A 23,575-nucleotide genomic window follows, 5' to 3' on the forward strand; every position below is an offset into this window, starting at 1 on the left:
ACCAAGGCTTGGGGCGGCGAGATCACCAGGATTGTGGTGCATGCCTGCTTGCCGAAAAGATTGTCGCGTTAATAGACGACTGGTCATCTTAGAAAAAGATCGCCACCCCTCTTCTGACGCCGAAGCGTACCAATTGTTTCGCAGAGATCACCCGCTGGAACGCCGCGCCAGCGAGCGATGAAGCTCAACCCGCGGCTAACCTGAAGGAACTGAACAATGTCCACGATCACCACTACAGACGGCGTAAGCATCTTCTACAAGGATTGGGGATCGGGTCAGCCCATCGTTTTCAGCCACGGTTGGCCGCTGACAGCGGACGACTGGGATGCCCAGATGACGTTCTTCCTTCAGCACGGGTATCGGGTGATCGCCCACGACCGGCGCGGCCACGGCCGGTCCGACCAGCCCAGCACCGGCAACGACATGGACCACTGGGTTGCAGACCTCGCAGCCCTGACGGAACATCTCGATCTGCAAGATGCGATCCATATCGGGCACTCGACAGGCGGCGGTGAGGTGGCTCGCTATGTCGCTCGCCATCAGGAGCGCGTCGCGAAAGCGGTGTTGGTCGCTTCACTGACGCCGAACATGTACCGGAGCGCGGACAACCCGTCCGGCCAGCCGCTGGAGTGGTTCGAAGCGATCCGCGCAGGTGTGCTGGGCAACCGGTCGGAGTTCTACCGCTTCGTCCCAGAGAACCCGTTCTACGGCTACAACCTCGACGGCGCGAAACCTTCGGAGGCGGTCATTGCCAACTGGTGGCGCCAAGGCATGGCTGGCGGTGCCCTCGCGCATTACGCAACCGTCGCCTCTTGGCTCGAAGACTATAGCGAAGACCTCAAGAAGATCACCGTGCCGGTGCTGGTGATGCATGGTGAGGCTGATCAAGTCGTCCCCTTCGCAAGCTCAGTGCCGCGCGCGGTCAACCTGCTTAAAAAAGGCTCGCTGAAGACGTATCCGGGCTATCCCCATGGCATGCTCACCACGCATGCGGATGTCCTCAACCCCGACCTGCTGGCGTTCATCAGGGCCTGACAACATCTCTCATCCATGATTGCCTATGATAGACATTTCGAGCTTTAAGTGAGGAGGGCTCGGGTTTCGGCGTCGTGACGAAGAAACGACAAGAAACTCATACCCTCCTCGAATATTCGTCGGCCACGATCCCACTCGAAGCGGGTGGCGTTGTTCGGTCTTGAGGTCCACTCCATCGTTGGCCTCGCGCCTGCCGGCCCCAAGGGGGCGCTCGGTATCTTCCCCTTTCAAGAAGAGAACATCTTCACCACAGCCCTTTGCCGTAAATGACGGTATGAATGCATTCGATTCCAGAGGCCTTTGCAGGCAACGTCGAGCGGAGCTGCTTGGCGTACGACACGTAATCAGTGATGCTGGCAGTCATGTTCGACAGTACGAATTGATGGAGTTGCGCAAGGAATATTCGCAGGCTCATGGAGAGTACCAAAGTTATCTCGGAAAATGTGGAGACTGATCCGGACGGGGCAGAGTTCACAAGAGGGATGATGGATTGGACAAACATGGTTTTGGGCTAGGGCGTGGCATTGCTGGGAGAACTGCCCCGCTCGTAAGAAATGCGAGCCTCAACTTCGATCGATAGCATCCACCGTGTTATTGCGGATTAGCTGCCTTACCAGAACCGGAGGAAGAGGAGGTTAGATACGTCTCCCCTCCTTGGATAAGATATACGGCGCCCCGTTTGACGACCTCGCGTGCAGGGCATCCGTCTATTCTTAAAATCACAAGGCGTTCAATTTTTCCGCTCGGAAGGGCGCCCACGGGCTGCAACCTGCCCCAGCCCGATCGCTCTGCATTATGTTCGAAGTCCGAACAAGCCTCTCTGATCGCCGACTGATCGGGTCCCGGACTCATTACCATGTTATTATCCAAGCTGCCGTGACCAGAAGATAGGGCTGTCAATGCAATGCCAGCAAGCCAAACACCATCCATGCAGACCTCCAGACCAACTCCTTTATGGTAATCCGACACGCTGTAACTCATCCAGGACAATCTGGTGAAAAAACGCCTTATCAGCTGGTACAAGAATGAACCAGACGGATTGAATGGCGACTCTGAGGACCTCCAATGCGCGACCTCTGGCCTCGGCAATTATTACGAGGATAGTCCGAGAGGGCTTGTGTGTGTGCGTCCCCTAAAGTTCCTCTTTGTGGTTTGAGCTGAGCTCTAGCGGAGCATGCGTAGACAGCGTCGCCCAGAACAAGTCATCATCGAGCCGTATTCACTCCGTCGCTTCCGTGGCAGCCAGTGACCGACCACAAGCCGAGCCGACGAAATGCTGACGGCCGCATCAGGTGCATGGATTTCGATGTCAGCATTTGCGTCAGTCACTGAGGAGGGCGCAAACCTCGTTTGTCCGGGAGCCGACACACTTCTGTCGGAATCCCAAGTAGTCAAAACTTGGCCTTGCCTTTCACGCATAGGCTTGCGTGCAGCGCGAAAGTCCGGGAAGATTCGTTGGGTGCGCGGACAGCGCGGAACGGCCTGGTACGAGCCGAGCGCCGTGCGCGAGTACATACGTGATGTTCTGGAAGTTGCAAGATGGCTAGACCACGATCCAGATCCTTGTTCGAACTCGGCGGTCAATGGATCGCCACCGAAGGCGATAGAGGAAATCTGTACCGCTATTGGTTCGACGTTGGAACTGGAAGAACACGTCGCGAAAGTCTGCGCACAACGGATCTTGAATCCGCCAAACGGGCCCTTGCAGAAGTCGTCATCAAAGGCGCACCAAAGACGGCGACCGCCAGGCTCTCTGTAGTGCTTGAAGACTACTTCGTCGGTCATACCGACAAGCTGCCTTCCAGGCTTCAATCGCGCAATGCTGGCAAAGTCCTTCTTCGCCATTTCGGTGAGACTGCGCGCATCGCGTCCTTGACTGAAATCAAGCAGCGAGAGTTCGCGAGCAAATGCATCGAAGAGGGCTATCGGCTCTCGTATATCGCCAGAAACCTTGTGGTCTTGCGGGCGGCACTTGCCCATGCCCGAATAGCTCACGAGGTCATATACACCGAAGCACAAATGGAACGGCGCTGGGGCTTGCGACCGGCTGTTATCGAGAAAGCGCGAATTCCAACCGATGAAGAAATTGCAGCGCTTTGGTCTGTGGATCTCGCCGAGGATTTGCGCCGCTTCATCCTGATCCAGCTCGCCACAGGCGGTAGGCCGCAAACTGCGCTCGACCTCATGCCCGTTCAGCGAATTCGAGACGCTTCCCTTGTTGACCTCAACCCGCCCGCTCGCGCTCAAAACAAGAAGCGGCGCCCGATCGTACGAGAGCCGCGGGTGCTGACGGGATGGTTGGACAAATGGGAGGGCGAAAAAGCGGAGATGGAGACCCGCAGGAGCCATTATTGCGGTTACACTACCATGGAGGGTGTGAAATCCGGGCTCGAACGGGCCATAGAGCGCGCCCGGATCCCGAAGATCTCCACCTACAGCTTCCGCCATAAGGTGACGACCATTCTGCGGCTGGCCCGGGTTCCCGAGGACGAGATTGCTCGGCAACTAGGCCACCGCCGGTCTGACCTGCGCACCACCGCAGGTTATGGCGAATGGGACCCGGGCTACCTGGCCAACGCCGCCGCCGCGATAGATGCATGGTTTGTGCGGGTCCAGAAGCTCGCGACGCGGCCTCTGTTTTCCCAAGGTTTTCCCAAAACCGTCCGCAGACGGAGGGAAAACACCTCGCAAGTCATTGATTCCACTGGAGCGGGCGAGGCGAATCGAACGCCCGACCCTAACCTTGGCAAGGCCCCAAAGGGGTCTTGCCGGGTGCTTCCGTGTCGTTCCTGCTCATTCCCAACATACTGATTTGACTTGCAAAGAACGGGGTTCCAGGGGTTAGGGTCGTTCCCATGAATTCCTGGTTTTTGCTTCCGTCTGCTTCCGTGGTGCTTCCGCGGAAGCAGGTTAGGCCCCACGGAAGCAGACGCGGAGGGGAGCTGATGCCACGTTTGACGAAACGAATGGTCGACGCATTCCAGAGCACGCCGACTGAGCATGAAGCCTTCCTTTTTGATGACCAGATGCCCGGATTTGGTATCCGCAAAATGCCTTCCGGCGTCTCATCCTGGATTATCCAGTACCGCAACTCTTACGGGCGAACGCGGCGGATGACGCTGGGCCGGGTAGGCGTGCTGGCCCCCGACCAAGCTCGCCTTTTGGCGAAGGACAAACTGACAGCGACGGCGCACGGCTCAGATCCCTCCGCCGAGCGAACAGCCGCACGGAAGGCAATCACCGTGACCGAGCTGTGCGACCAGTATCTGGAAGCCGCCGAGGGCCGGTTCAAAGAGAGCACGCTCCTGGTCGATAGATCGCGCATCGAATGTCACGTCAAACCGCTCCTCGGAACACGTGCAGTTGCTAGCCTGACAGCCCTCGACATCGAGAAATTTCTTCGCGACGTGGAAGCAGGCAGAGGTTCCCGCCAGCGCAAGAAGGTTGGCCGCGGCGGCAGAACCACGGGCGGCCAAGGTGTCGCCAGCCGAACAGTGAGCATGCTCGGCACGATTCTGCAGCGCGCCGTGCGGGACGGCATTCTTCCGACAAACCCCGTTCGAGGTGTAAAGCGGCCGAAGGACAAAATCCGCAAACCGCCGTTTTCGTTTGAAGCCCTCGCGCGGGTTGGAACCGCACTTCGAGAAGCTCAAGCCTCCGGGGAAAGTGAGACTGCGATTGCCGCCATCCACCTTCTCGCGCTTACCGGTCTTCGCCGTATGGAGGCCCTCTCCCTTCGCTGGGAGGAAGTCGACTTCAAGGCGCGATGTCTTCGTCTGTCAGACACCAAAACCGGCCCTCAAATCCGCCCCATCGGCCGCGCTGCACTGGACCTACTGAATTCGCTACCGCGCTACAAAACTCAGCCCTACGTCTTCCCGAGCAGGACCGAAGAAGGACACTTCATTGGCCTCCCCCATTTCTGGGACCGCATGGCCAAGCGCGCCGGAGTCAAAGGCGTCACTCTCCACGGACTGCGCCACTGGTTCGCCAGCGCGGCGGCAGAATTGAATTACTCCGAACTCACAATCGCGGGATTGCTTGGACACAGCATCAAGAGCGTAACCGCTCGATACGCAACAGCACCAGATTCGGCGCTTCTTAGTGCAGCAGATCGAACTGCCCAGAGTATTGGCCGCCTTCTCGGGGGCTCTCTACCTGAGAGCAACGTTATCGATTTAGAGCGCAACCGTACGCAGTAATAGCGTTATCCCCAGCCTTCGACGATACGGCAGTCAAGGAACTGCCAGTTTCAGTTCGCCTGTTCGCTCCCGGCTCGGGACTTCAGGATTTGGTCCTCCTGCCAATCGGCATACGTCTTCCCCGTCTCCTCAATGGTCCAGTCCGTTCGACCATTACGGCTCGTCCCCATGACAGCTTGCGCCGCAGCACTCGGACTGGAAAATGCCACATCTTCCTCAAATCTAAGGACGCCAGATTTTCCAGATGGAACAAGCTTGCCCGCATGGCGTAGTTGCTTTCGCAACGTCTTCACATTTGAAGGCATCGATGGAAGCTCCTCTTCCCGCGCCTCGGAACCCTTTAAGACAATCATCTGACCGTCGATCTCGACCGCTCGAGCATGCAGGTTTCCTCGACGATCGCCGAACTGGAACTGTGGACTCCGCCCACCATCAGCGGTAGGCCGATCTAAACCGAATGCGCGCCGTCCTGAGGCTTCTAGAGCTTCGTCACCAGCGATAGTAGATATAGACTGATCGGCTGCATCTATGGCTAACCCCGTTAGCTGGGGAGTGGCTCGGAAATAATCGAGCCCCAATACAGGCAACAGCGTCTGAAGCTGTAACACGAAATACTCCATATCGGCGATGTCGGCCTCTGGCAAAAAGCCGTAGTCGGGCGCAGTGCCATTCCAAAGTCGAGCGCGAGCCTCCTTCACTGCCAAGCTTATAAGACGGCTCTCCAGATATCGGACGTGGGCTTTTGTAAGGTTGGCATCTTTGCTCGTAATGATGCAGGTAAACTCCCAAAACGCTTTGGCATCATCTCGATTATGCTGCGTCAGCCGCACTCCAACATTATCACTCTCACCGACGTATATGAGGCGCTGCGAGGGGTCGTCTGGATCTTGACCGATCAGAATGTATACACCAGTGCGATTGGCCTCGGGACGTCGCAATACATCCACGATTCGAGCACGAGGAGCACAGAGGACATGTCCCGTCCAATTCATTATTTCCGCTGTGATGATTCCTGTCGGCGCCCCATCTGCAAGGAATAGCCTGATTGTTCTCCCGCCCTCATTCATAACGCCCCCTTAGATCGACCTGAGGAAATTACACTACTTCAAAATTAGCCATACAGCCCCATTTCATCAATTATTGAACATGGGACCAATTTACCCGAGACCTAAATCATTCAACTTAGCTTGGCATTTACAATCCCGGCTTTCGCAATTTTCGATACGCCTCCGATGAGAGCCATTCGGTAACAACTTTTTGAAAGGATTTATCGTTCATGAAGCGAGCAAATATCTCCTCATTTTGATCCATGCGCTCGACAAAGAGCGCCTCAAGAAGGTTTTTGAATACCAACTCGAACTTATCACCAGGGTTTACTGCCGCAGCCTGCCGAAGAGCATTATCAGAAATCGCGGCCTCAACAATTTGATCAAAGAAGAGTTGGTCAGCTTGATTGAAATCCGTTCCGAAACGATCATTGACGACGTCGATCAGACGAGATAGCGAAACAGCCTCTTCGCGGAGAACACCGGTTCCGACCTCGGATGGTCCATCGAGGCGATTAGCTTGGCCTTCACTCAGAGTGATGGAGCCTTCGCTGATCTTCTGTAGACGATAATATTCCAACCTCACCTCATCATCGAATTGATATGACGGGCCAGCATCTCGCCTTGGCAGCTTCGATCCCAAATGGCGAAAGAATACATAGAGACGCTCAAGATCAGAATCTTGGTAGGGAATGATCTGACTTAAAAATCCATAGAGACTACCGAACGCGACCATTTTTCCGCGCCACAGCTCGGCTTCAAGAGGTGAGCTCTGTTGCATTGCCTTAAATCGCGAAACAACGGGGTCAAGGGCAGCGTTCATCAACTGATGATCGTTTGGACTCTGGCGCTGCTTTGGTTTGAAGTAGACCGCACAAAAGCGCTCTACGTCTCCGGCTTCATACACACCTTCGGAATCAAGCTCGCCTTTGATTTGATACATTCGAGCGGGGTCCACCTCTTCGCCGATCTCAGCCCCCTCAAAGTAAACCTTGAATGCTTCGCGAATTTCATCGCGATCATTGACAAAGTCGAGAACGAAGGTGTCCTCTTTTAGCGGGTGGATACGATTGAGCCGGGAGAGCGTTTGCACGGCCTGGATACCCGCGAGTCGCCGATCAACATACATGGTGTGCAGCAGCGGCTGATCGAAGCCCGTCTGGTACTTCTCGGCTACAAGTAGAACCTGATATTCTTGTGTAGCAAAGACCTCGGGCAGCTCCTTTTCCCGAATACCGAGGTTCATGCCCTCTTCGGTGTAGGTCACGTCTTCGAGCTTGTCGTCGGCCACGGCTCCTGAAAAAGCAACTAGCGTCTTTATTGCGTACCCCTTCTCCCGAATGTACCGATCGAAGCTCTGCTTATAGCGCACCGCTTCAAGACGAGATCCGGTGATAACCATTGCTTTGGCTCGCCCACCTATCTTGTGCTGAGTTGCTGCATGGAAATGCTCAACCATGACTTCGGTCTTCTGCGCGATATTATGGGGATGTAGCCTTATGAAGCGCGCAAGGGCTCGGGCGGCTTTTTTCCGCTCAACGTTAGGATCATCCTCGCAGGCCTTAAGAAGCCGAAAATAAGTCGCATACGTTGTGTAGTTCTTGAGGACATCTAATATGAAGCCCTCCTCAATCGCTTGGCGCATTGTATAGCGATGTGTTGCCTTGCCATCACGGCCGAAGATCGCGAGTGTCTTGTGCTTGGGAGTCGCTGTAAACGCAAAGAAGCTTAGGTTCGCCAACCGCCCACGCTTAGCCATAGAGCGATAAAGCTCCTCGATAGCCTCCTCGTCATTTTCGGCCACGTATTTTGCCGCTTCTTCCCGAAGCCCTCGACCGCCAAGAACCTCCTTAAGATCCGTTGCTGTTTCCCCTCCCTGAGAACTGTGCGCTTCATCGACGATCACGGCACAGCGGCGTGTTTTCAGCACACCCCCATCTACCTCTCCGCGCTTCTCAGAGAGTTTAGACAGTTGACGCGAGACGAACGGAAATTTCTGCAGTGTCGTGATAATGATCGGTACAGCGCTCTCCAGCGCCTCGGCGAGTTGTAGCGAGCTTTCGTCGATTTTTTGCACAACGCCATGCTTATGTTCGAACTGATAAATGGTGTCCTGCAGCTGCTTATCGAGCACCACCCGGTCCGTAACCACGATGACGCTGTCAAAAACTTTTTCATTCTTGGCATCGTGCAACGAAGCCAAACGATGTGTCAGCCAACCGATTGTATTGCTCTTTCCGCTTCCGGCTGAATGCTCAACAAGATAATTGTGCCCGACGCCCTCACGCTGAACCTGCTTGACTAGGGCGCGGACAGCATCAAGTTGATGAAAACGGGGAAATACCAGGGTCTCCTTTTTAACTTTACGGCCCTCGTCGTCACGCTTTTCCTCAACTTGGAAATGTATGAATCGCGCAAGAAGGTCCATAAGACTATCTCGCTGCAATGTCTCTTCCCACAAATATGTAGTACGATAACTGCGCCCGTCACGATCTGGTGGGTTTCCGGCTCCGCCCTCATTTCCCCGATTGAAGGGCAAAAAGTGGGTTGCACTCCCGGCCAAGCGCGTTGTCATGAAGACGACGTCGGTATCCACCGCAAAATGCACAAGCATCCGGCGCTTAAATTCGAATATCGGTTCTCGCGGGTCTCGATCGACCCGGTACTGGCGCATGGCATCATTCACATTCTGCCCAGTCAGCGGATTCTTGAGTTCGATCGAGGCGATCGGAATGCCGTTGACGCTAAGCGCCACATCTAGCGACTTCTCCGACGCCTTCGAGAAATGAAGCTGTCGTGTGATGCCGACGCGATTGGCCGCATAGCGCGCCTCAAGCTCGGGGTTAAGCCCATGCGCCGCCTTGAAGAAGGCTACGCGCAAGGTCTTACCATAGCACTTGAAGCCATGGCGCAAGGTGGCGAGTGAGCCCTCCCGATCCATCCATTTGGTGAGATCTGTCAGGATTTGCTCGCCGGTCTTGTCACCGTGCAGAGCTTCCAGTGCCCCCCATTCTTTAGGCTGCGTATTACGGATGAAATCGAGCACAGCCCCCGGAAAAATTGCACGCTCGCGGTCAAACCCCGCCGCGGGTTCCGACACAGCGCCATTGGTCAGCATTGCGGTTTCAATGACGGTCTCGAAAGCGCCCTCCGAATGCCGTGCGTGGTTCATGACTGACCTCTAGCCTCCCGAATCTTCTCTATGCGCTGGATCTGCCTTTCGAGCGCCTGAACCAAGACAAACGAGTAGGGTTCCAGTGTTCCAGCTTGTTGCTCCGCCTGTTCTAGGTCGCGAAGTCGCTTACGTGCGTCTGCAATCCTAATTGAGGCGGGACCACGCCCCCGTATCTGAAGTGTCGCCGCAATTGCAGCCTTTCGAAGCTGAACGAGCGCGTCGTCATTCAGCCCGAGGCGCACGATCGTCTCGACTGCGGCATTATCGGTCGCACTACGCGCCTCAACCTCTCCGTTCAGTCGGAACGAGAACCGGTCTGCGCAGCCTCCAGATAAAGGTGATACAAACAAATGCTCATCAGCGCGTGTCGGCCAATCGCCTTTCTTGTGGGCGCCATACGGCAGCTGCGGCGTGTTAGGAGCGGGAACACTGGCAACCAAATTCCGGTAGTCGACATCTTCACCGATCTCGCAGTGCGTTTGAGGGCGAAGGTGTTCGATATGACAGCTCCCCACATCGATACGCCGCCCGGTATAGGCGCAAAGGCCCCTCTGTTCTCTCACAAGCGCGTTTCGGACCGCGAGACGATGTGTGGCGGTCAATGATGCGTAGCAATAGTTCGGCGATGCCCGATTTTGGGCTTTCCACGCCGTCAATTCAGCCGGTTCGGCGCCTTTATTGATCTGCCGCATCACCGAGCGCCTCAAGATTATTGATGGTTGCCTCGAGGCCAACAACGGTAGGATCGTCACCATGAATTAGCGCCCGCAACTTAGCGAGTAGTGTGCGGGCTTGGTCGAGCTCGCCACCATCTAGAGCAGCCTCAATGTCCGCTATCGCTCTCCTTGCGGGCTCTGGTCGGGAGGGCGTGCCCATCAGGTGTTCGAGAATGTAATTTGTGTCGAGCCCGTAGGCCTGGCCGCATCGCACTGGAGTTATTCGGCCTCCTTCTGCTTGTAACAAGATAATGCGTTCCGGGTGCGTCTCGCCGATGATCTGCGGCGAGTGCGTGGTGGCGACGAATTGGCAATTGGGAAATGTGCTGGTCAGCAAGGACATGACTTGCCGTTGCCAGAGCGGGTGCATGTGCATGTCAAGCTCGTCGATGAGCACGACGGCGGCGCCGTCCCGCACTGGATCATCCAGTCCAGGATTGGCCTGAGAGAGCCGCCGGGCAAGATCGAGAACAAGGACCAGTAAGCTGCGTTCGCCATCCGAAAGCTGGCGCGCATCGAGCGTTACACCTGATTTTGTAATCATCAACCGGGGCTTTTCTTCAACCTCCGCCCATAGTTCCTGGCAGCCTGGAAGAAATCTCCGAGCTGCGGTTTGAAGGGCCTGAAGATGCATCCGCAACTTCGGTTCCTCGCCTGAAAGGATTTTTTGCGCGTGCATCCACTGCGCAAATTCCGCGAGCCGAAGGGGGCGGGCGACAAGGGCATCGGCGAATGCGGCGGCTTGCCCGCCTCCAGCTTTTCCGGTCTTCACCTGTTCATCGGAAACGAGAGAGCGGCGGGTAGCGAAGTAGACAGCAACTGGCTGCTCTTTCGCCGTCTTGAGCGCTCTAAACCTTCCGCCGAATTCCGGTGACAGGGTTTCCCGGTCAGGGGTAGCAAATGTCTGCTCTCGCACGACACCGCCTTTGTGCGGCACGCTCTGCTCGCGCTGCTTATGGATCAGCAGATGGTGGGCTTCGCCATTGATCTTGAGGTCCAGATCGACCGTTAACGCCGGTGCTCCCACCTGGATATCATCGAGACCAAAAGGGACCGGACGGCTCCTGCTGGCGGTGAACTTTGGCAACACGCGCGAAAGGCAGACGCGTAAGGCCTCCAGCACCGTGGTCTTGCCCACACCGTTGACGCCGACCAGCAGTGTGAAGCCGGAATCGAAATCGAAGGAGGCCTGCTCGAAGGCACGAAGATTGGCGATGCCGAGTCGTGTGATCTTCATGCCGCCTCCGGGATATCGATTTGGCCAGTGACTGCAGCAGCGATCAGCGCGCCGCGGCGCTCTTTCAACAATGAGATAGAATGCTCAGTGGCGGCACGAAGGCGGTCGATCTTGGCGGTTTCGGTGGAGATGTAGCGGACGATCTCATGCTGTTCGGCTAGTGGCGGGCACGGAAACCAGAGCGCCAGGAAGTTCTCCGAATAAAGCCTCAAGAAGCCCTGAGAACCCGTGCCAAGCCCGGTCGACTCAGAACGGAATACAGCCTGCAGAAGCGGCGTCTTGAACATATGAACATAATAGTCCGCCAAAATGTCTGGTGATGGCCGAAACACCGCATAGTCTGGACTGACGAGGCCATCTTGCGTCGTGATCGCAATCAGGCCGGTTGCGGCTCGCATTCGATTGACAACAAGTTGCCCAACTGAAGTTTTCTTGTAGCCGATTAACTCTTCAGGGCGCGTGTGCTTCTCGGATACATCGTTGTGCGGCACCAAACCGCGTTCCATGCGGAGTGACAGCAAAACCTCAGAGCCGTCAGTGCTGCGGTCGTCGCGTTCCAGGAATAGCCATTTGCTCCGCTTCATTTCCCAATGCGCGGGAATGTCGCCGAGCCAGTCGATGCCAGAGGGGCGCATGCGGACTGCAGGATTGAGCCCACGCATGACGGCCTCGGCAACGATTGCCCGCCGCTTCTCAGCCAACAATTCGAGCAGCCTCTGCTTGGCTACGATCAGGGCGTCTATTTCGGCAGTTTCGCGGTCAAGGAACGCAATAATTCCTTTCTGAGTGTCAAGAGTAGGCAGAGGAATTTCGGTGGAAGCCATAAGGTCGTACTCAATGCTCTCGACTGTTGCCCCTTCCTTGCTCCACTGGCTCAATAATTGTGTTTGAAAGCCCATGATCAGATACGCAAGAAATACCACATCGAGGGAATCGTCAGGCAAAATCGCGCGCATATCTTGATTAAGGGCGACTCGGACACGATTCACGGCCACAGGTATTGAGTGCCTTAGAATGCCCGAACGAACGACGATCAATGCTGCGCCAGGCTCAACCAAATTGGTGGCACTCGACTGAAGCCCCTCAAGGGTGATGTGATCTTCTGAATCAAAGACCTGATTAGTTTTCATATCTTTAGGTGAAACCCAAGGGATATCGCCATCCCAGAATTCTGGTTTCGATTTATCAGGGGTTCCCCCTCCGACAAAACCTGCAACATACTTCAGCTTCTTACGTCCCCAGACTTCAGGGGTAACCTTTGACCAAGGGGCATCAATCATTCTGTTACCTCCCGCAGCAACCGAAGGATTTCCTCTTCCGCCTTTTTCAAGTCAGCGTCGATCTCGGGTAAGTTGCGCGGCAGCGTGAATTTGTAGAAGTGGCGGTTGAAGTTGATCTCGTAGCCGACCTTATCCTTGGTGCGATCCATCCAAGCATCTGGGACATGAGGCTGCACCTCGCGCTTGAAATAGGCGTCGATGTCTTCCTTCAGCGGAACATTCTCGAAATCGCGCAAATCCGCATCGGCTTCAAAGCCCGAGCCTTTCTTCACGGCGGCACCCTTCTGGTCCTTTTCAGTAAATACCGTGCGGAACAGCTTTTCTTCTGGAGCCTTCCACCGCGAGCTGCGCTTCTTCAAGAGCTTCTCAATACTGGACCAGACAGCGTTCCAATCGAGCTGCGGCTCACGGCCAAGCGCCTTATCGATCGCTTGTATGTCGTCCAAGAGGTGCGGCGCCGCATCGAGGAAGCGCGCCTTATCCTCTAAGCTCATCTGGTAGCGCAGCTTAAGAGGACGCTCGACCGTTACGCGGGTGTAACCGAAGTCTTCATTGTCAAAGAGCTTTGATTTTTCGTTTGCCTGGAATTGTCCATAAAGCCGGACGATATCGGCGATCTGATCGGGCTCGTCTGCCCGGTCGTCGCCTTCCAGCGCCGGGCCTTCGCCGATCTTGCGGCGCTTGTCGCCCTGGCTGCGGCGCATAGGAATCCACGTGTCACGCGCATCGACGAGCTGGATTTTCCCCCTGCGCCGCTTCGCCTTCCGGTTGGTGACGATCCAGATATAGGTGCCAATACCAGTATTGTAGAACATCTGCTCCGGCAGGGCGACGATGGCTTCCAGCATGTCGCGTTCGATGATCCAGCGGCGGATTTCGCTTTCGCCGCCACCTGCGCCTCCAGTGAACAGAGGCGAGCCGGAGAAGACGATGGCCGCGCGCGAACCGAACTTCTGCGCTTTAACGTCCACATCTTCGAACTTTGAAAGCATATGTTGGAGAAACAGCAGCGAGCCATCGTTGACACGGGGCAAACCGGGTTTCCAAGGACTGTCCCCTTGGGCCTTCTCGTGCCGACGGACGATCTCCTTCTGTTGCTTCTTCCAATCAACACCAAAAGGCGGATTGGCAATGAAGTAGTCGAAGAACTGCCCTTCGAACTTGTCATCGAGAAAGCTGTCGCCGAATTGAATGTTTTCTCCGCCGCCGTTGTGATCCACTTCTTTCATGAGCATGTCAGACGCGGCGGTGGCGAAGGCACGCTTATTATAGTCCTGCCCATAGACGTAGAGCTTTGCATCGGAATGATGCTCGCGCATGTACTTTTGTGCGCCAGCGAGCATTCCGCCTGTGCCGCAAGCAGGATCAAGCATCCGCATGGCAACACCCGGCTTACTGAGAAGATCGTCAGCGTCTATGAAGAGGAGATCGATCATCAGCGTGATGACTTCGCGCGGCGTAAAGTGATCACCAGCCGTCTCGTTCGCTAGTTCATTGAATCGACGGATCAGATTCTCAAAAATGAGACCCATATCTGCATTCGTCACTTTTCGGGGATGCAAGTCGACGTCGCAGAACTCCTTGATTACGAGATACAGGATGTTCGCTTCATGCATTCGCTCGATTTCGGTTTCGAATTCGAAGAAATCGAAAATGCGACGAACATTCGCCGAAAAGCCCTTCATATAACTTATGAGGTGCTTGTTCAGATTATCGGGATCACCCTTAAGCCTTTGGAAGTCGAGAGCAGAGTGATTATGAAAGCGATGGCCAGAAACCTTGTTAAGGGTACGGTCGAGCGCATCATCGGTGAGCTTTCCGCCCTTACGACGCTCAAATTCGGACACAACCTTCTGCTTCGTGTCGGCCAGCACGCAATCGAAGCGGCGCAACACAACGAGCGGCAGCATGACGCGCTCGTACTGCGGAGGGCGGTAAGGGCCTCGAAGAAGATCGGCTATCTGCCAGATCAAATTGGCGAGATCAGAATGGCTAGGCATGATGCTGCTGCTCCCCGGCTGGTCTTGCCGGATTGTTGTGTATGACCGTCACTTCTTTGACCTCGGGCGCATTGCGGGTTCGGCCCGTGTCGCTCGAACTCCAGATTTTTGGGAAAGGCGCTCATACTCTTCAACCGAAAGAACGACGACCACGGATCGGCCAAACTTTTCAATAGCGACGGGCTCAGCCCTCGCTAAGTCGATTAGCCGTCCGAAGCCATTTTTGGCGTCCCGCGCGGATATGCGCTGCATGAATCACCCCCAGAAAACGGGAGCTACTTTAGCCACGGAATTTGGCCAGAGAAAGAGGCATAACGGGTCTTGTAGCCAAGAAGATCAGAGGCGGGCGCAGGGGCCGCATGCAGCCGCCTGACGCCCACGCCTCTCCTGACTATTATCGACGGGCAATTTCAAGCATACGCTTATCTGAATGAAAGCGCCTTGGCGGGCGGGAGAATTGGGGCGATGCTCAAGTCCACGAGTAAATTCATCGAAACACTGCGCAAAGACAAAATTCACTCACCTGCGGTGCGAAGCTTCACCGAAGCCGAATGGCGGCGCGATTACGCAAGTCTCGGCACTGATTCCGAAGAGGAGCGCGCTGTATTTAATGCAGGGCTTTGGGTGGCTCCACGATTGCAGAGGCTTTGGTCCCAGATCGACAGGCTTGATATCACGCGCTTCGACTTCGAATCCGTCGTTACAATCCTGATGCTGATAGCGGTCCGAGAATATCACCGTCACAGCGAACCTCTACCAAAAGGGCGCCCATCGCCATTATCCGCCGATTACGGCTGCACCGCGCTTGGAGACGCCTTGTGGAGAGCACTTTCCTTCTTAGCTTCGAAGAGGAACGAGTTTCGAGGCGAAGCAAAAATGGACGTAGGCGTCGCTGCAAGCCTGCTCAAACATTGCGCTACAATTTATGTGCTCGAATATATGATGAGCCGCGTCGTTCATTGCGGTTGGCAGCTAGAACATACAGCTGAAGGTCATATTTTCCGCCCCCGATCCTCAACTTTGGAATTTGCAAATAACGAGGCAATTGCTCTTGCCAGTCGCGACGAGGAGTATCTCGAATTTTACCTCGTCTTCAGGCAGGCCTGGGACCAAGGGCAGTTACGCGATGAGGCACCATTTCAGCCTAGACTAATAAGCCGAACCCCGACACGGGCAAAATTCCGCATTGTGAACAAGCCGCCAGTGGAGATGCCTGCCACAATAGCGCTATTCAAAATGGATATACCCGATTGGTTGCGCCCCATGATGGAGACCGAACCCCAGAACCTGCCAGGAATATCGGTCGCGCAATTGGTTCGCGCGTGGCTGCTAATACACACCATTTTTGAGAAAATTTACGACCGCGACACTCGCAATGGCAGCGCCGATTATGCAACTACCAGCCTACACGAAGACGACCTCCTAGCCATATTTCTACTACATAAATATCCACGCCGAATTGCCGAAGCTCTGATCAAATTCTTTACCTACGATTGGAGGCGGCACGAATCTTTATGGACGTCACCGCTCGTCAAAGTGGGTCATCTGTTTTACCCTTTCTTGCCCTCTGTGATGTCACCCAACATGACACGGCTGCTAGACCTTTGGCTCGGTCGGTGCAAATATGTTACCGACAAAGGCAATCTCGATACATTGCAGACACTGCGTGGATCCATATTCGAAAAACACATACGCACAACGCTTGCGCATTATTTCGAGAAGAACCCCAATTGGGATGGGCACATTTACCCCCTTGGCATTGAGATCGATGGTAACGAAATCGATCTACTGTGGCGCCTTGGATCGACAATCTTTGTTGGTGAAGCCAAGTTCATGAAATATCCGGCTAATCCAAACGAGATTGGCAATTATTTTCGAGAACTCGAGCACGGCGCGGAGCAGGCTTCCAAACGTGTTGCAGCACTTCAAAGCAATAGAATCCGTATCGCTGAATTGCTGAAATGGGAAGGAAAGCCAGAGGAAATGTCATTTCAGCCGTGCGTGGTGTGCGGGCATGCTGTGGGTAGCGGCCTTTCATTCGGCGGAGTGCCATGCATTCAATTCGACATGCTCGAGATGTTCTTCCGCGAAGAGCAATATGGCATGAGTAGATCTAGTGCGGGAGACCGGGACATTGCCCTCCCCTTACCTAAATCTCATAATTTGGCGAAAATGGCTGCGTTATTTTTAAATAACCCGCCCGACACCTGGTTCCGGAAGAAGGCCATAAAAACAGCTGCTGTTTTGGGCTGCGAAATCGGAGAGGAAAAAGTCTACTTTGAACACCGAACAGCAGATATTCCTCGGACAACTGAGCGGGAAATCTATAGCCGAGAACGATTAACTAAATGGCTAGAGTTGTTAGCAGAGCACAATGGTGTGCGTGGGGGGAGCGCCCCAGATTAACGGCACCAAACCTGCGAGCTGACCACCTCTATGTATTTCCGCAGAAGAGTTTTGTGAAAGCAGATTTCGCCCACGTTGCATGAGCGAAAATTGCAGATGCAACCGTTGCATCGTTATCGGACCTTCCCACTGGTGCGCCATCACGCGAAGCTTGCCCGTATAAATTTGAACCCTGGGAAGGACCCGCGGACCTGAAACCGACGGCTTCGTTCGCAATGTTCGGAGCATTGGGGTCTGCCGAACATCAGACGCCGCTCGTCCCCAGCCCTCAAGAAAGGACCGGTGGAGGTCACTGCCAGCACACTCTAAACAACCATCTCCTCAACTTCCTAACAGGGAGGGAGTAGCCCACGATATGTCTCGCGCATGCGCGCGCGCATATACGTGGGTCCTGGACCGGCACTGGCCCTCCCTGATTTTGATTTCATTTGGCCGCAAGCGGTTAAGCGACAAATCCATCAGGGACCATCAGGGAGCATCGGACCATTCGGGCTACTTTGTCTTATCCGGGTCGCGCCGGACCATAAGAGTCTGCGACAATATCCATCGCGGCGATGACGGCGGCCCACCCTTCCTCCCTAAACCCTCCCTAAGATTATCAATGCTCAGGCTCTGGCGTTGAACATCATGCCGACATACCAAGTCAGGCCATTCGTCTTTCGGCGCTCCAGACCGCGAGCAACAAGCCGTGAGCCAAAGGCTTTGGTGGGCAAAGCGTCGAGACCTTCCTCTTCGCACCACGTCTTGTAGCGCATCCTCAAGTCTTTGGCGGAGACCTCAAACCGGCGCCCGGTGCATGGGTCAACGTCATCACCCGTCAGCTGGATCCGCGCTTTCAGAAATTCACCAACCGGGTCTTCATCGGCTCGGTATGCTTCAACCGCAGCGATGGCCTTTTCGGGAGGTCGCAGACCACCGCTGAACCAATCTTCAGCGCCTGTCAGCATCCATTGCAGGATACCTTCCCTTTCCTCTGCGAGCTTTCTTTCAAGGTCCCGATCGATCTCATCTTCCGGGATCTGAACGGTGAAGGGGATCAAGTTGATGCGCGACCATATTCCATGATCTGTACCGCGGATCGTCGGCCGGTGATTGGTTGCGATAATAGCCTTGAAGGTTGGCGTGAACTCGAAAAAGCCCTGGTTCAGATGGCGAACAGTCATGGAATCACCACCCGTGATTTCCTTCACCTTGGACTCATCAAGACGGCCACCCTCTGGAGGCTCAGCAGTCGTCACCATGCGAGCCCCAGGAAGGCGCGCTAAGTCTGGCGACGCCTCCCCGCCCGAACTGCCTTCGCGCTTTGCCAAAAAGGTCGCAACTGGTGCACCCATCGCATAATCGCCCATGACAGAGCGAATGATGTTTATCAAAGTCGACTTACCATTGCGTCCAGTTCCGTAGAATAGGAACAGCTTGTGCTCGCGTGTCGAACCGGTGAGGCAATAGCCGAAAATGCGCTGAACAAAATCTCGCATCTCTTCATCGGGAATAATCCGGGCCAAAAACTTCTTGAATAGCGGACATGAGGCCTTTGTACTGAACTTAACACCCAAGCAGCGCGTAATCCGGTCTTCCCGGCGGCTCTCGCGCAATTCACAGTGAGACGATAGCTCGATCGTTCCATTTGGCGCCGCGATGAGGAAGGTATGCGCGTCCAGAGCATCAACGGGCTGCGATAGAAACGATGAAGCTGAGGAAAGCATGGCTTGAGCGCGCCCGTAGTTTCCACTTTGAACTGACCATGAGAACAGGCGGTCAATGCGCTCCGCAGACACCCTTCCCGGCCGTTCTCTTAAGGCTTTCGCTTCCGCCGTAATTTCCTGGCCAATGCGGAAGCTAAACTTCAGCGCACCAGAATGGCCTCCTTCCCGATCCCAGCGAGAGCCATCCCAAGCGAACCAGCCGATATTCTCGACAAACATTAAGCTGTCACCAAAGCGGAGGACGAGACGCTGTGCATTTCCGAAATCGTTCATAGGCTGGAGAGCACAAATGCGATTTAGGTCATCACCTTCGGTGGGCGCTTCAAGCATCTCTAGGTTACGCGCCCGTCGCTTCGTGCCGCGCAGGGTTACGGGTTCTAGCTCATCGTCGTAAGGGTCGTGGAAGTCGGCCATCAGCGCCCCACAGCCAAATTGTGGTTTCCGGTGTCTGACGTCGATCGCCGAGCGCGGGCCGTAACCCAAGCATCGATGCTCTTGCGGGTGTAGCGAATGCTGCGGCCTAATTTGAGGTATTCCGGCCCACCACCCGAAAGCCGCATCTTTGCGAGGGTCGATTCACTTAAGCCCAGCATAACAGCCGCATCTCGCGGCCTTAGCAGACGGTCTTCCATCCATGCCTCCGGTGTACGAACGCTCCCGGCGATTCCGGAAACGTCCAAACCGTGGCAAATCAAACCCGGCGTTATTAGCCGTCACGATTTATTGGCGCTTTGATTTCGCCTGCGGGGATTTTTTGGGACGACCGGCGAGGTTCCATTGAGACCCCGTTATCTCTATCGCAGCATCCCATGCACGATGGAACGAACGGATTGAGAGCCCTTCGAACCTAGAAAGAGCGTCCCGTTGATAATGGGCCTTGGGCTTAGGGCGCTGCTCCGGATTAGCCCCCATAAGCGCAATCAGCCATTCTCGACAGGCTGTCTCGGCATCGGCTCTAGCGATGCATTGCCTGTCAGCCGCCTTCTCTGGTGCCAGAGAAATCCGGACATTGAAGAACAACGAAGGCTCTCCCGGCAGAGCGATCGTCGAATACTCCCAACTCCGAAATCGGGCCAGGCGCCAAGCGTCAGCGCGGATCGGTACCCGTTGGGCATTAGGGCTTCCCGGACAGCCCTCAGCTCGAAGCGCTCCTGACACCAAGTCCTTGCGGAGGGCTTCCTGAAGATTTTTTCCATGCACCTTTTTGTCGTGGAAGAGCTTGCGCCCGTGTTGCTGGGCGAAATCACGCGAAGCAGTCGCCGAACTGTAGCGGACGAAGCGGCTAGGACTGCCAGCTCTCCGCCAAGCCTCTAGTGCATCCTTGTACTTGATTTGGAGGTCTCGCGGGGTGAACTCCCAAAGAGCCTCCTTCAAGCTCCGCCAGTTGTTGGCGTCACCGCTACCCACGTCCCGCCGCCCACAGACTCATGCCCCGCAGGAATTATCGCCCCTGCGACATGTGCGCGCCATGGCAAATGCGCTCCGGTTGCTTCCGTGGTGCTTCCGCGGACCAAACAGCAAAAAGGCCGCTTTCGCGGCCCTTGTGCAACCTATTGATTTTATTAGCCTACTTGGAGCGGGCGAGGCGAATCGAACGCCCGACCCTAACCTTGGCAAGGTTATGCTCTACCCCTGAGCTACGCCCGCGTTCCAAGTGGGAGGCGGTATATGGCTGAAGAGCGGGCGGGTTTCAAGCAGCTTTTGCATTTCGAGGTGAAGTTTTTGAGGACAGGGCGCCGCATGGGCCAGATATCGGGGCTCTTCGCCAAAAGCGTGCAGTAAAAAGGGCTTAGCAGTGGTTTTGGGGGCCGAAATGGCCCAGGTCGAGGCGGTTTTAGCCCGCCCTATTCACCCACCAGGCGGATAAAAACATCATGGGCGCGGTGCTGCAGATCGGCAAGGACGCGGGTGAGGTTCTCGAACCGGCTGACGCCTGCGGCGCGGGCGAGCAGGGATTTGAGCCCTGGGCTAGCGCTGGCCGCATCGAGGGGACCATCCACGGCGATACGCAACACCTGCAGCAAGGTGAGCTGCAGCTCGGCGGCGGCGGTGAGCACCGCGGCATCGTTCTCCGACAAAATGTGCTCGGCCTTCAAGCGCTGCAACGCGGCCAGCGTGGCTTGGGCGAGAATGGCCGGATCGTCATGGGCATAGACGAGCTGCAAGGTTTGGGCGGTGAAGTCGATATCCATCAGCCCGCCCGGGGCATATTTCAAATCGAAGGCATTGGTGCCGGGATATTGCGCGGCCACCTTGCGGCGCATCTCGGCAGCATCTGATTTCACCACCGCGCGATCACCAGAACGGCAGAGGCTATGGCGGATCACCTCGCGCACCGCGCCACCAAGTGCCGGAGAACCGGCCACCACGCGAGCGCGGGTCAGCGCCATGCGCTCCCATGTCCAGGCATCGGCGGCGTGATAGCGGGTGAAGGATTCCAGACTCACCGCCACCGGCCCTTTATTGCCGGTGGGGCGAAGCTGCATGTCGACTTCGTAAAGCGGCCCTTCGGCGGTGGGCACGGTAAGCGCCGCGATCAGGCGCTGAGCCAGGCGCGTGTAATAGAGGCTGACCGGCAAAGGCTTGGCACCATCGGAGGCTTCCACGCCGGGCAACGCGTCATAGACAAAGATGAGATCGAGATCGGAGGCCGCCGTCATTTCGGCCCCGCCGAGCTTGCCCATCGCGATCACGGTGAAGGCGCCACCCTTCACATGGCCATGGGCTTCCACCATCTCCGCTTCGGTGCGAGCGAGCAGCGCATCAATCACGGTTTCGGCGATGGCGGCGAAGACCGGCCCGGCGGCTTTGGGCGTGGCGATGCCTTCGATCACCTGTACCCCGACGCGGAAAATCTGCTCATGGGCAAAGCGGCGGGCCGCATCCAGCGCCTCTTCAAAACGGGGGGCGCGTAAGAGACTGGCGGCCAGCGTCTCGGTGAGTTCCGCGCGGCTTGGCAATTCCTGGAAGAAGCCGGGATCAAGCAACGCATCCAATGTGGAAGGCTGGCGCGCCAGATGCGTCGCAAGCCTTGGCGCCGAGCCCATGATGACGGCGATGAGGCGCAAGAGTTCTTCATGGGCGAGCAGCAGCGAGAAAAGCTGCACACCGGAAGGAAGATTGGAAAGGAAGCGATCGAACTGGGCGAAAGCCGCGTCGGGATCGGCAGTGGTAGCAAGAGCGGCGAGCAGTGCCGGGATCAGGGCGGTGAGGCGTTCGCGCGCGCGCGGACTTCTGGTGGCACGGATGCGGCCATGATGCCAGCCGCGAATGGCGCGGCTGATGTGCTCGGGATTCTTGAAGCCCATCTTGGCGAGGGTCTCAAGGGTTTCAGGATCATCCTCCACACCGGTGAAGACAAGACTGCCGCCCTCCCCCGCCAAGGGCGCGGCCTTTTCGAACAAACGCGCGTAATGGCCTTGCACGGTCTTGAGGCGCGCTGTCAGCGCGGCGCCGAATTGCGCGGCGTCGGGAAACCCCGCGAAACAGGCAATGGCAGCGAGATCATGCGCGTTCTTAGGCACGCTATGGGTCTGCTCATCCTCCACCATCTGCAAGCGATGCTCGAGGGTGCGCAAGAACCGATAGGCCTCGGTCAGATCCTGCACTGCCGCGAGCGAGACATGGCCGCGCAGACGCAAGGCTTCCAAAGCGGCGAGCGTGGCGGGGGTGCGAAGGCTCGGGTCGCGGCCGCCTAAGATGAGCTGCTGGGTCTGGGCAAAAAACTCGATCTCGCGAATACCGCCGCGGCCAAGCTTGATGTTATGGCCCGCCACCGCGACTTCGGAATGGCCGTGATAGGCGTGAATCTGGCGCTTGATGGATTGGATATCCTCGATGGCCGCGAAATCGAGATTGCGGCGCCAGACGAAAGGATCGATCACATCTTTCAAGAAACGCTTGCCCGCACCGATGTCGCCCGCAGCAACCCGCGCCTTGATCATGGCGGCGCGTTCCCAATTCTGGCCCATCGCCTCGTAGTAATCGCTCGCCGCATCGGCGGAGATGGCGATCTGGGTCGCGCCCGCATCGGGACGCAGGCGAAGATCGACGCGGAAGACATAGCCATCCGGCGTCGCATCCGCGATCAGACGCACCACATGTTTGACGATATCGACGGCCGCGCCGCGCTGATCGCCCCGCTTGGCGAAGGGAAAGCGCTCGGCTTCGTAGAAGGTGATGATGTCGATATCGGAGGAATAGTTGAGCTCGAAGGCGCCATACTTGCCCATGGCAAGCACGATCAGCCCGGTCTCGGCCTCCAGCGTGGCACCATCCCTATCGGCAAAGGGCGTGCCTTGCGCGGCCTTCTTCAGCGCGAAGCGGAAGGCGCCCTTGAGCGCGGCATCGGCAAAACGGGTGAGCGATTGGGTGACGTCATCGAGGCTAAAAAGCCCGCCGATATCGGCGAGCGCGATGGTGAGCGCGGCTTGTCGCTTGGCTTGGCGCAAGGCCTGCATACATTCCAACTCCACCACCGCATCGGCGGCGCCAAGCGCGAGCGCCTCGCATTCGGCGGTGAGCGCGCGGGGGCCTTCCGCGAAGAAGCGCTTAAGAATCTGCGGCTCGCGCAAAGCCAAGCGCGCCAGAAACGGGCTGTTGCCAAAGGCCGATTCCAGCAGCGCGCGCGCCTCCCCTTCGGGCTCATAGCCTGATTGTTTCAAGCTCTCGAAGCTGCGCTGCGCGCGGGCCCGGTCAAAAGGTTGCGGCAGGATTTGCGGCGCGATGGTCATAGCCGAAGTGTACTCCCGCAACACGGTTCTGGGGAGGGG

General features: G+C 56.4%; 14 protein-coding genes and 1 tRNA gene. 4 read left to right on the forward strand and 11 right to left on the reverse strand.

What is annotated here, in order from left to right; all coding sequences use genetic code 11:
• The first annotated feature begins 216 nt into the window (after positions 1-216).
• The 3 genes from FHS83_RS04580 (at position 217) to FHS83_RS04590 (ending at position 5,237) form a co-directional block, all read left to right on the forward strand.
• On the forward strand, positions 217-1,035 hold the full coding sequence (locus FHS83_RS04580; protein ID WP_167081352.1) for an alpha/beta fold hydrolase: 819 nt from the start codon (positions 217-219) through the stop codon (positions 1,033-1,035).
• Positions 1,036-2,598: 1,563 nt separating this feature from the next.
• Positions 2,599-3,846 carry a site-specific integrase gene (locus FHS83_RS04585; RefSeq protein ID WP_167081354.1) on the forward strand — a complete coding sequence of 416 codons (1,248 nt, stop codon included), beginning with the start codon at positions 2,599-2,601 and terminating at the stop codon, positions 3,844-3,846.
• Positions 3,847-4,001: 155 nt separating this feature from the next.
• Positions 4,002-5,237 carry a tyrosine-type recombinase/integrase gene (locus FHS83_RS04590; RefSeq protein WP_167081356.1) on the forward strand — a complete coding sequence of 412 codons (1,236 nt, stop codon included), beginning with the start codon at positions 4,002-4,004 and terminating at the stop codon, positions 5,235-5,237.
• A 50-nt stretch (positions 5,238-5,287) separates the two neighbouring features.
• Here the strand turns inward: FHS83_RS04590 and FHS83_RS04595 are convergent, their stop codons facing one another.
• From FHS83_RS04595 to FHS83_RS04625, 7 genes are all read right to left on the reverse strand, one after another.
• Positions 5,288-6,304 (reverse strand): GIY-YIG nuclease family protein, encoded by a 1,017-nt coding sequence (locus FHS83_RS04595; protein WP_167081359.1) that lies wholly within the window; start codon positions 6,302-6,304, stop codon positions 5,288-5,290.
• Positions 6,305-6,431: 127 nt separating this feature from the next.
• Complete coding sequence (locus FHS83_RS04600; RefSeq protein ID WP_167081361.1) at positions 6,432-9,455, reverse strand: type I restriction endonuclease subunit R; 3,024 nt, start codon at positions 9,453-9,455, stop codon at positions 6,432-6,434.
• Positions 9,452-10,150, reverse strand: a complete 699-nt coding sequence (locus FHS83_RS04605) for a retron system putative HNH endonuclease (protein ID WP_167081363.1) — start codon at positions 10,148-10,150, stop codon at positions 9,452-9,454. Before FHS83_RS04605 ends, FHS83_RS04600 begins: the two co-directional genes overlap by 4 nt.
• The gene (locus FHS83_RS04610) at positions 10,134-11,411 is read right to left on the reverse strand and encodes an AAA family ATPase (RefSeq protein ID WP_167081365.1); all 1,278 of its coding nucleotides are present in this window, start codon (positions 11,409-11,411) and stop codon (positions 10,134-10,136) included. The genes FHS83_RS04605 and FHS83_RS04610 overlap by 17 nt, the downstream gene beginning before the upstream one ends.
• A complete protein-coding gene (locus FHS83_RS04615; RefSeq protein ID WP_167081367.1) occupies positions 11,408-12,691 on the reverse strand; it encodes a restriction endonuclease subunit S in 1,284 nt (427 codons plus the stop codon). The genes FHS83_RS04610 and FHS83_RS04615 overlap by 4 nt, the downstream gene beginning before the upstream one ends.
• A complete protein-coding gene (locus tag FHS83_RS04620) occupies positions 12,688-14,691 on the reverse strand; it encodes a type I restriction-modification system subunit M (protein ID WP_167081369.1) in 2,004 nt (667 codons plus the stop codon). The genes FHS83_RS04615 and FHS83_RS04620 overlap by 4 nt, the downstream gene beginning before the upstream one ends.
• Positions 14,692-14,739: 48 nt before the next feature.
• Entirely contained in the window at positions 14,740-14,943 is a 204-nt protein-coding gene (locus FHS83_RS04625) for a type II toxin-antitoxin system prevent-host-death family antitoxin (RefSeq protein WP_167081371.1), read from the reverse strand.
• Between the two features lie 213 nt (positions 14,944-15,156).
• Here FHS83_RS04625 and FHS83_RS04630 point away from each other — a divergent pair, with 213 nt between their 5' ends.
• Positions 15,157-17,097: a hypothetical protein gene (locus tag FHS83_RS04630; RefSeq protein WP_167081373.1), complete on the forward strand. Its 1,941-nt coding sequence runs from the start codon at positions 15,157-15,159 to the stop codon at positions 17,095-17,097.
• A gap of 605 nt (positions 17,098-17,702) precedes the next feature.
• Here FHS83_RS04630 and FHS83_RS04635 read toward each other — a convergent pair.
• The 4 genes from FHS83_RS04635 to FHS83_RS04650 form a co-directional block, all read right to left on the reverse strand.
• The gene (locus FHS83_RS04635; RefSeq protein ID WP_167081374.1) at positions 17,703-19,217 is read right to left on the reverse strand and encodes a DNA primase family protein; all 1,515 of its coding nucleotides are present in this window, start codon (positions 19,215-19,217) and stop codon (positions 17,703-17,705) included.
• Positions 19,217-19,435, reverse strand: a complete 219-nt coding sequence (locus FHS83_RS04640; RefSeq protein WP_167081376.1) for a helix-turn-helix transcriptional regulator — start codon at positions 19,433-19,435, stop codon at positions 19,217-19,219. Before FHS83_RS04640 ends, FHS83_RS04635 begins: the two co-directional genes overlap by 1 nt.
• A 940-nt stretch (positions 19,436-20,375) precedes the next feature.
• Positions 20,376-20,450, reverse strand: a tRNA-Gly gene (locus FHS83_RS04645).
• A 197-nt stretch (positions 20,451-20,647) separates the two neighbouring features.
• Entirely contained in the window at positions 20,648-23,536 is a 2,889-nt protein-coding gene (locus FHS83_RS04650) for a bifunctional [glutamine synthetase] adenylyltransferase/[glutamine synthetase]-adenylyl-L-tyrosine phosphorylase (protein ID WP_167081378.1), read from the reverse strand.
• Between the last annotated feature and the right edge of the window lie 39 nt (positions 23,537-23,575).

Origin of the sequence: Rhizomicrobium palustre, from assembly GCF_011761565.1 — a bacterium.
Lineage (GTDB): Bacteria > Pseudomonadota > Alphaproteobacteria > Micropepsales > Micropepsaceae > Rhizomicrobium > Rhizomicrobium palustre.

Excerpts from the sequence above, each read along its gene's own strand:
- FHS83_RS04580 (WP_167081352.1), top strand. The coding sequence starts at position 217 with ATGTCCACGATCACCACTACAGACGGCGTAAGCATCTTCTACAAGGAT.
- FHS83_RS04590 (WP_167081356.1), top strand. The coding sequence starts at position 4,002 with ATGGTCGACGCATTCCAGAGCACGCCGACTGAGCATGAAGCCTTCCTT.
- FHS83_RS04595 (WP_167081359.1), bottom strand. The coding sequence starts at position 6,304 with ATGAATGAGGGCGGGAGAACAATCAGGCTATTCCTTGCAGATGGGGCG.
- FHS83_RS04600 (WP_167081361.1), bottom strand. The coding sequence starts at position 9,455 with ATGAACCACGCACGGCATTCGGAGGGCGCTTTCGAGACCGTCATTGAA.
- FHS83_RS04605 (WP_167081363.1), bottom strand. The coding sequence starts at position 10,150 with ATGCGGCAGATCAATAAAGGCGCCGAACCGGCTGAATTGACGGCGTGG.
- FHS83_RS04610 (WP_167081365.1), bottom strand. The coding sequence starts at position 11,411 with ATGAAGATCACACGACTCGGCATCGCCAATCTTCGTGCCTTCGAGCAG.
- FHS83_RS04615 (WP_167081367.1), bottom strand. The coding sequence starts at position 12,691 with ATGATTGATGCCCCTTGGTCAAAGGTTACCCCTGAAGTCTGGGGACGT.
- FHS83_RS04620 (WP_167081369.1), bottom strand. The coding sequence starts at position 14,691 with ATGCCTAGCCATTCTGATCTCGCCAATTTGATCTGGCAGATAGCCGAT.
- FHS83_RS04625 (WP_167081371.1), bottom strand. The coding sequence starts at position 14,943 with ATGCAGCGCATATCCGCGCGGGACGCCAAAAATGGCTTCGGACGGCTA.
- FHS83_RS04630 (WP_167081373.1), top strand. The coding sequence starts at position 15,157 with ATGCTCAAGTCCACGAGTAAATTCATCGAAACACTGCGCAAAGACAAA.
- FHS83_RS04635 (WP_167081374.1), bottom strand. The coding sequence starts at position 19,217 with ATGGCCGACTTCCACGACCCTTACGACGATGAGCTAGAACCCGTAACC.
- FHS83_RS04640 (WP_167081376.1), bottom strand. The coding sequence starts at position 19,435 with ATGGAAGACCGTCTGCTAAGGCCGCGAGATGCGGCTGTTATGCTGGGC.
- FHS83_RS04650 (WP_167081378.1), bottom strand. The coding sequence starts at position 23,536 with ATGACCATCGCGCCGCAAATCCTGCCGCAACCTTTTGACCGGGCCCGC.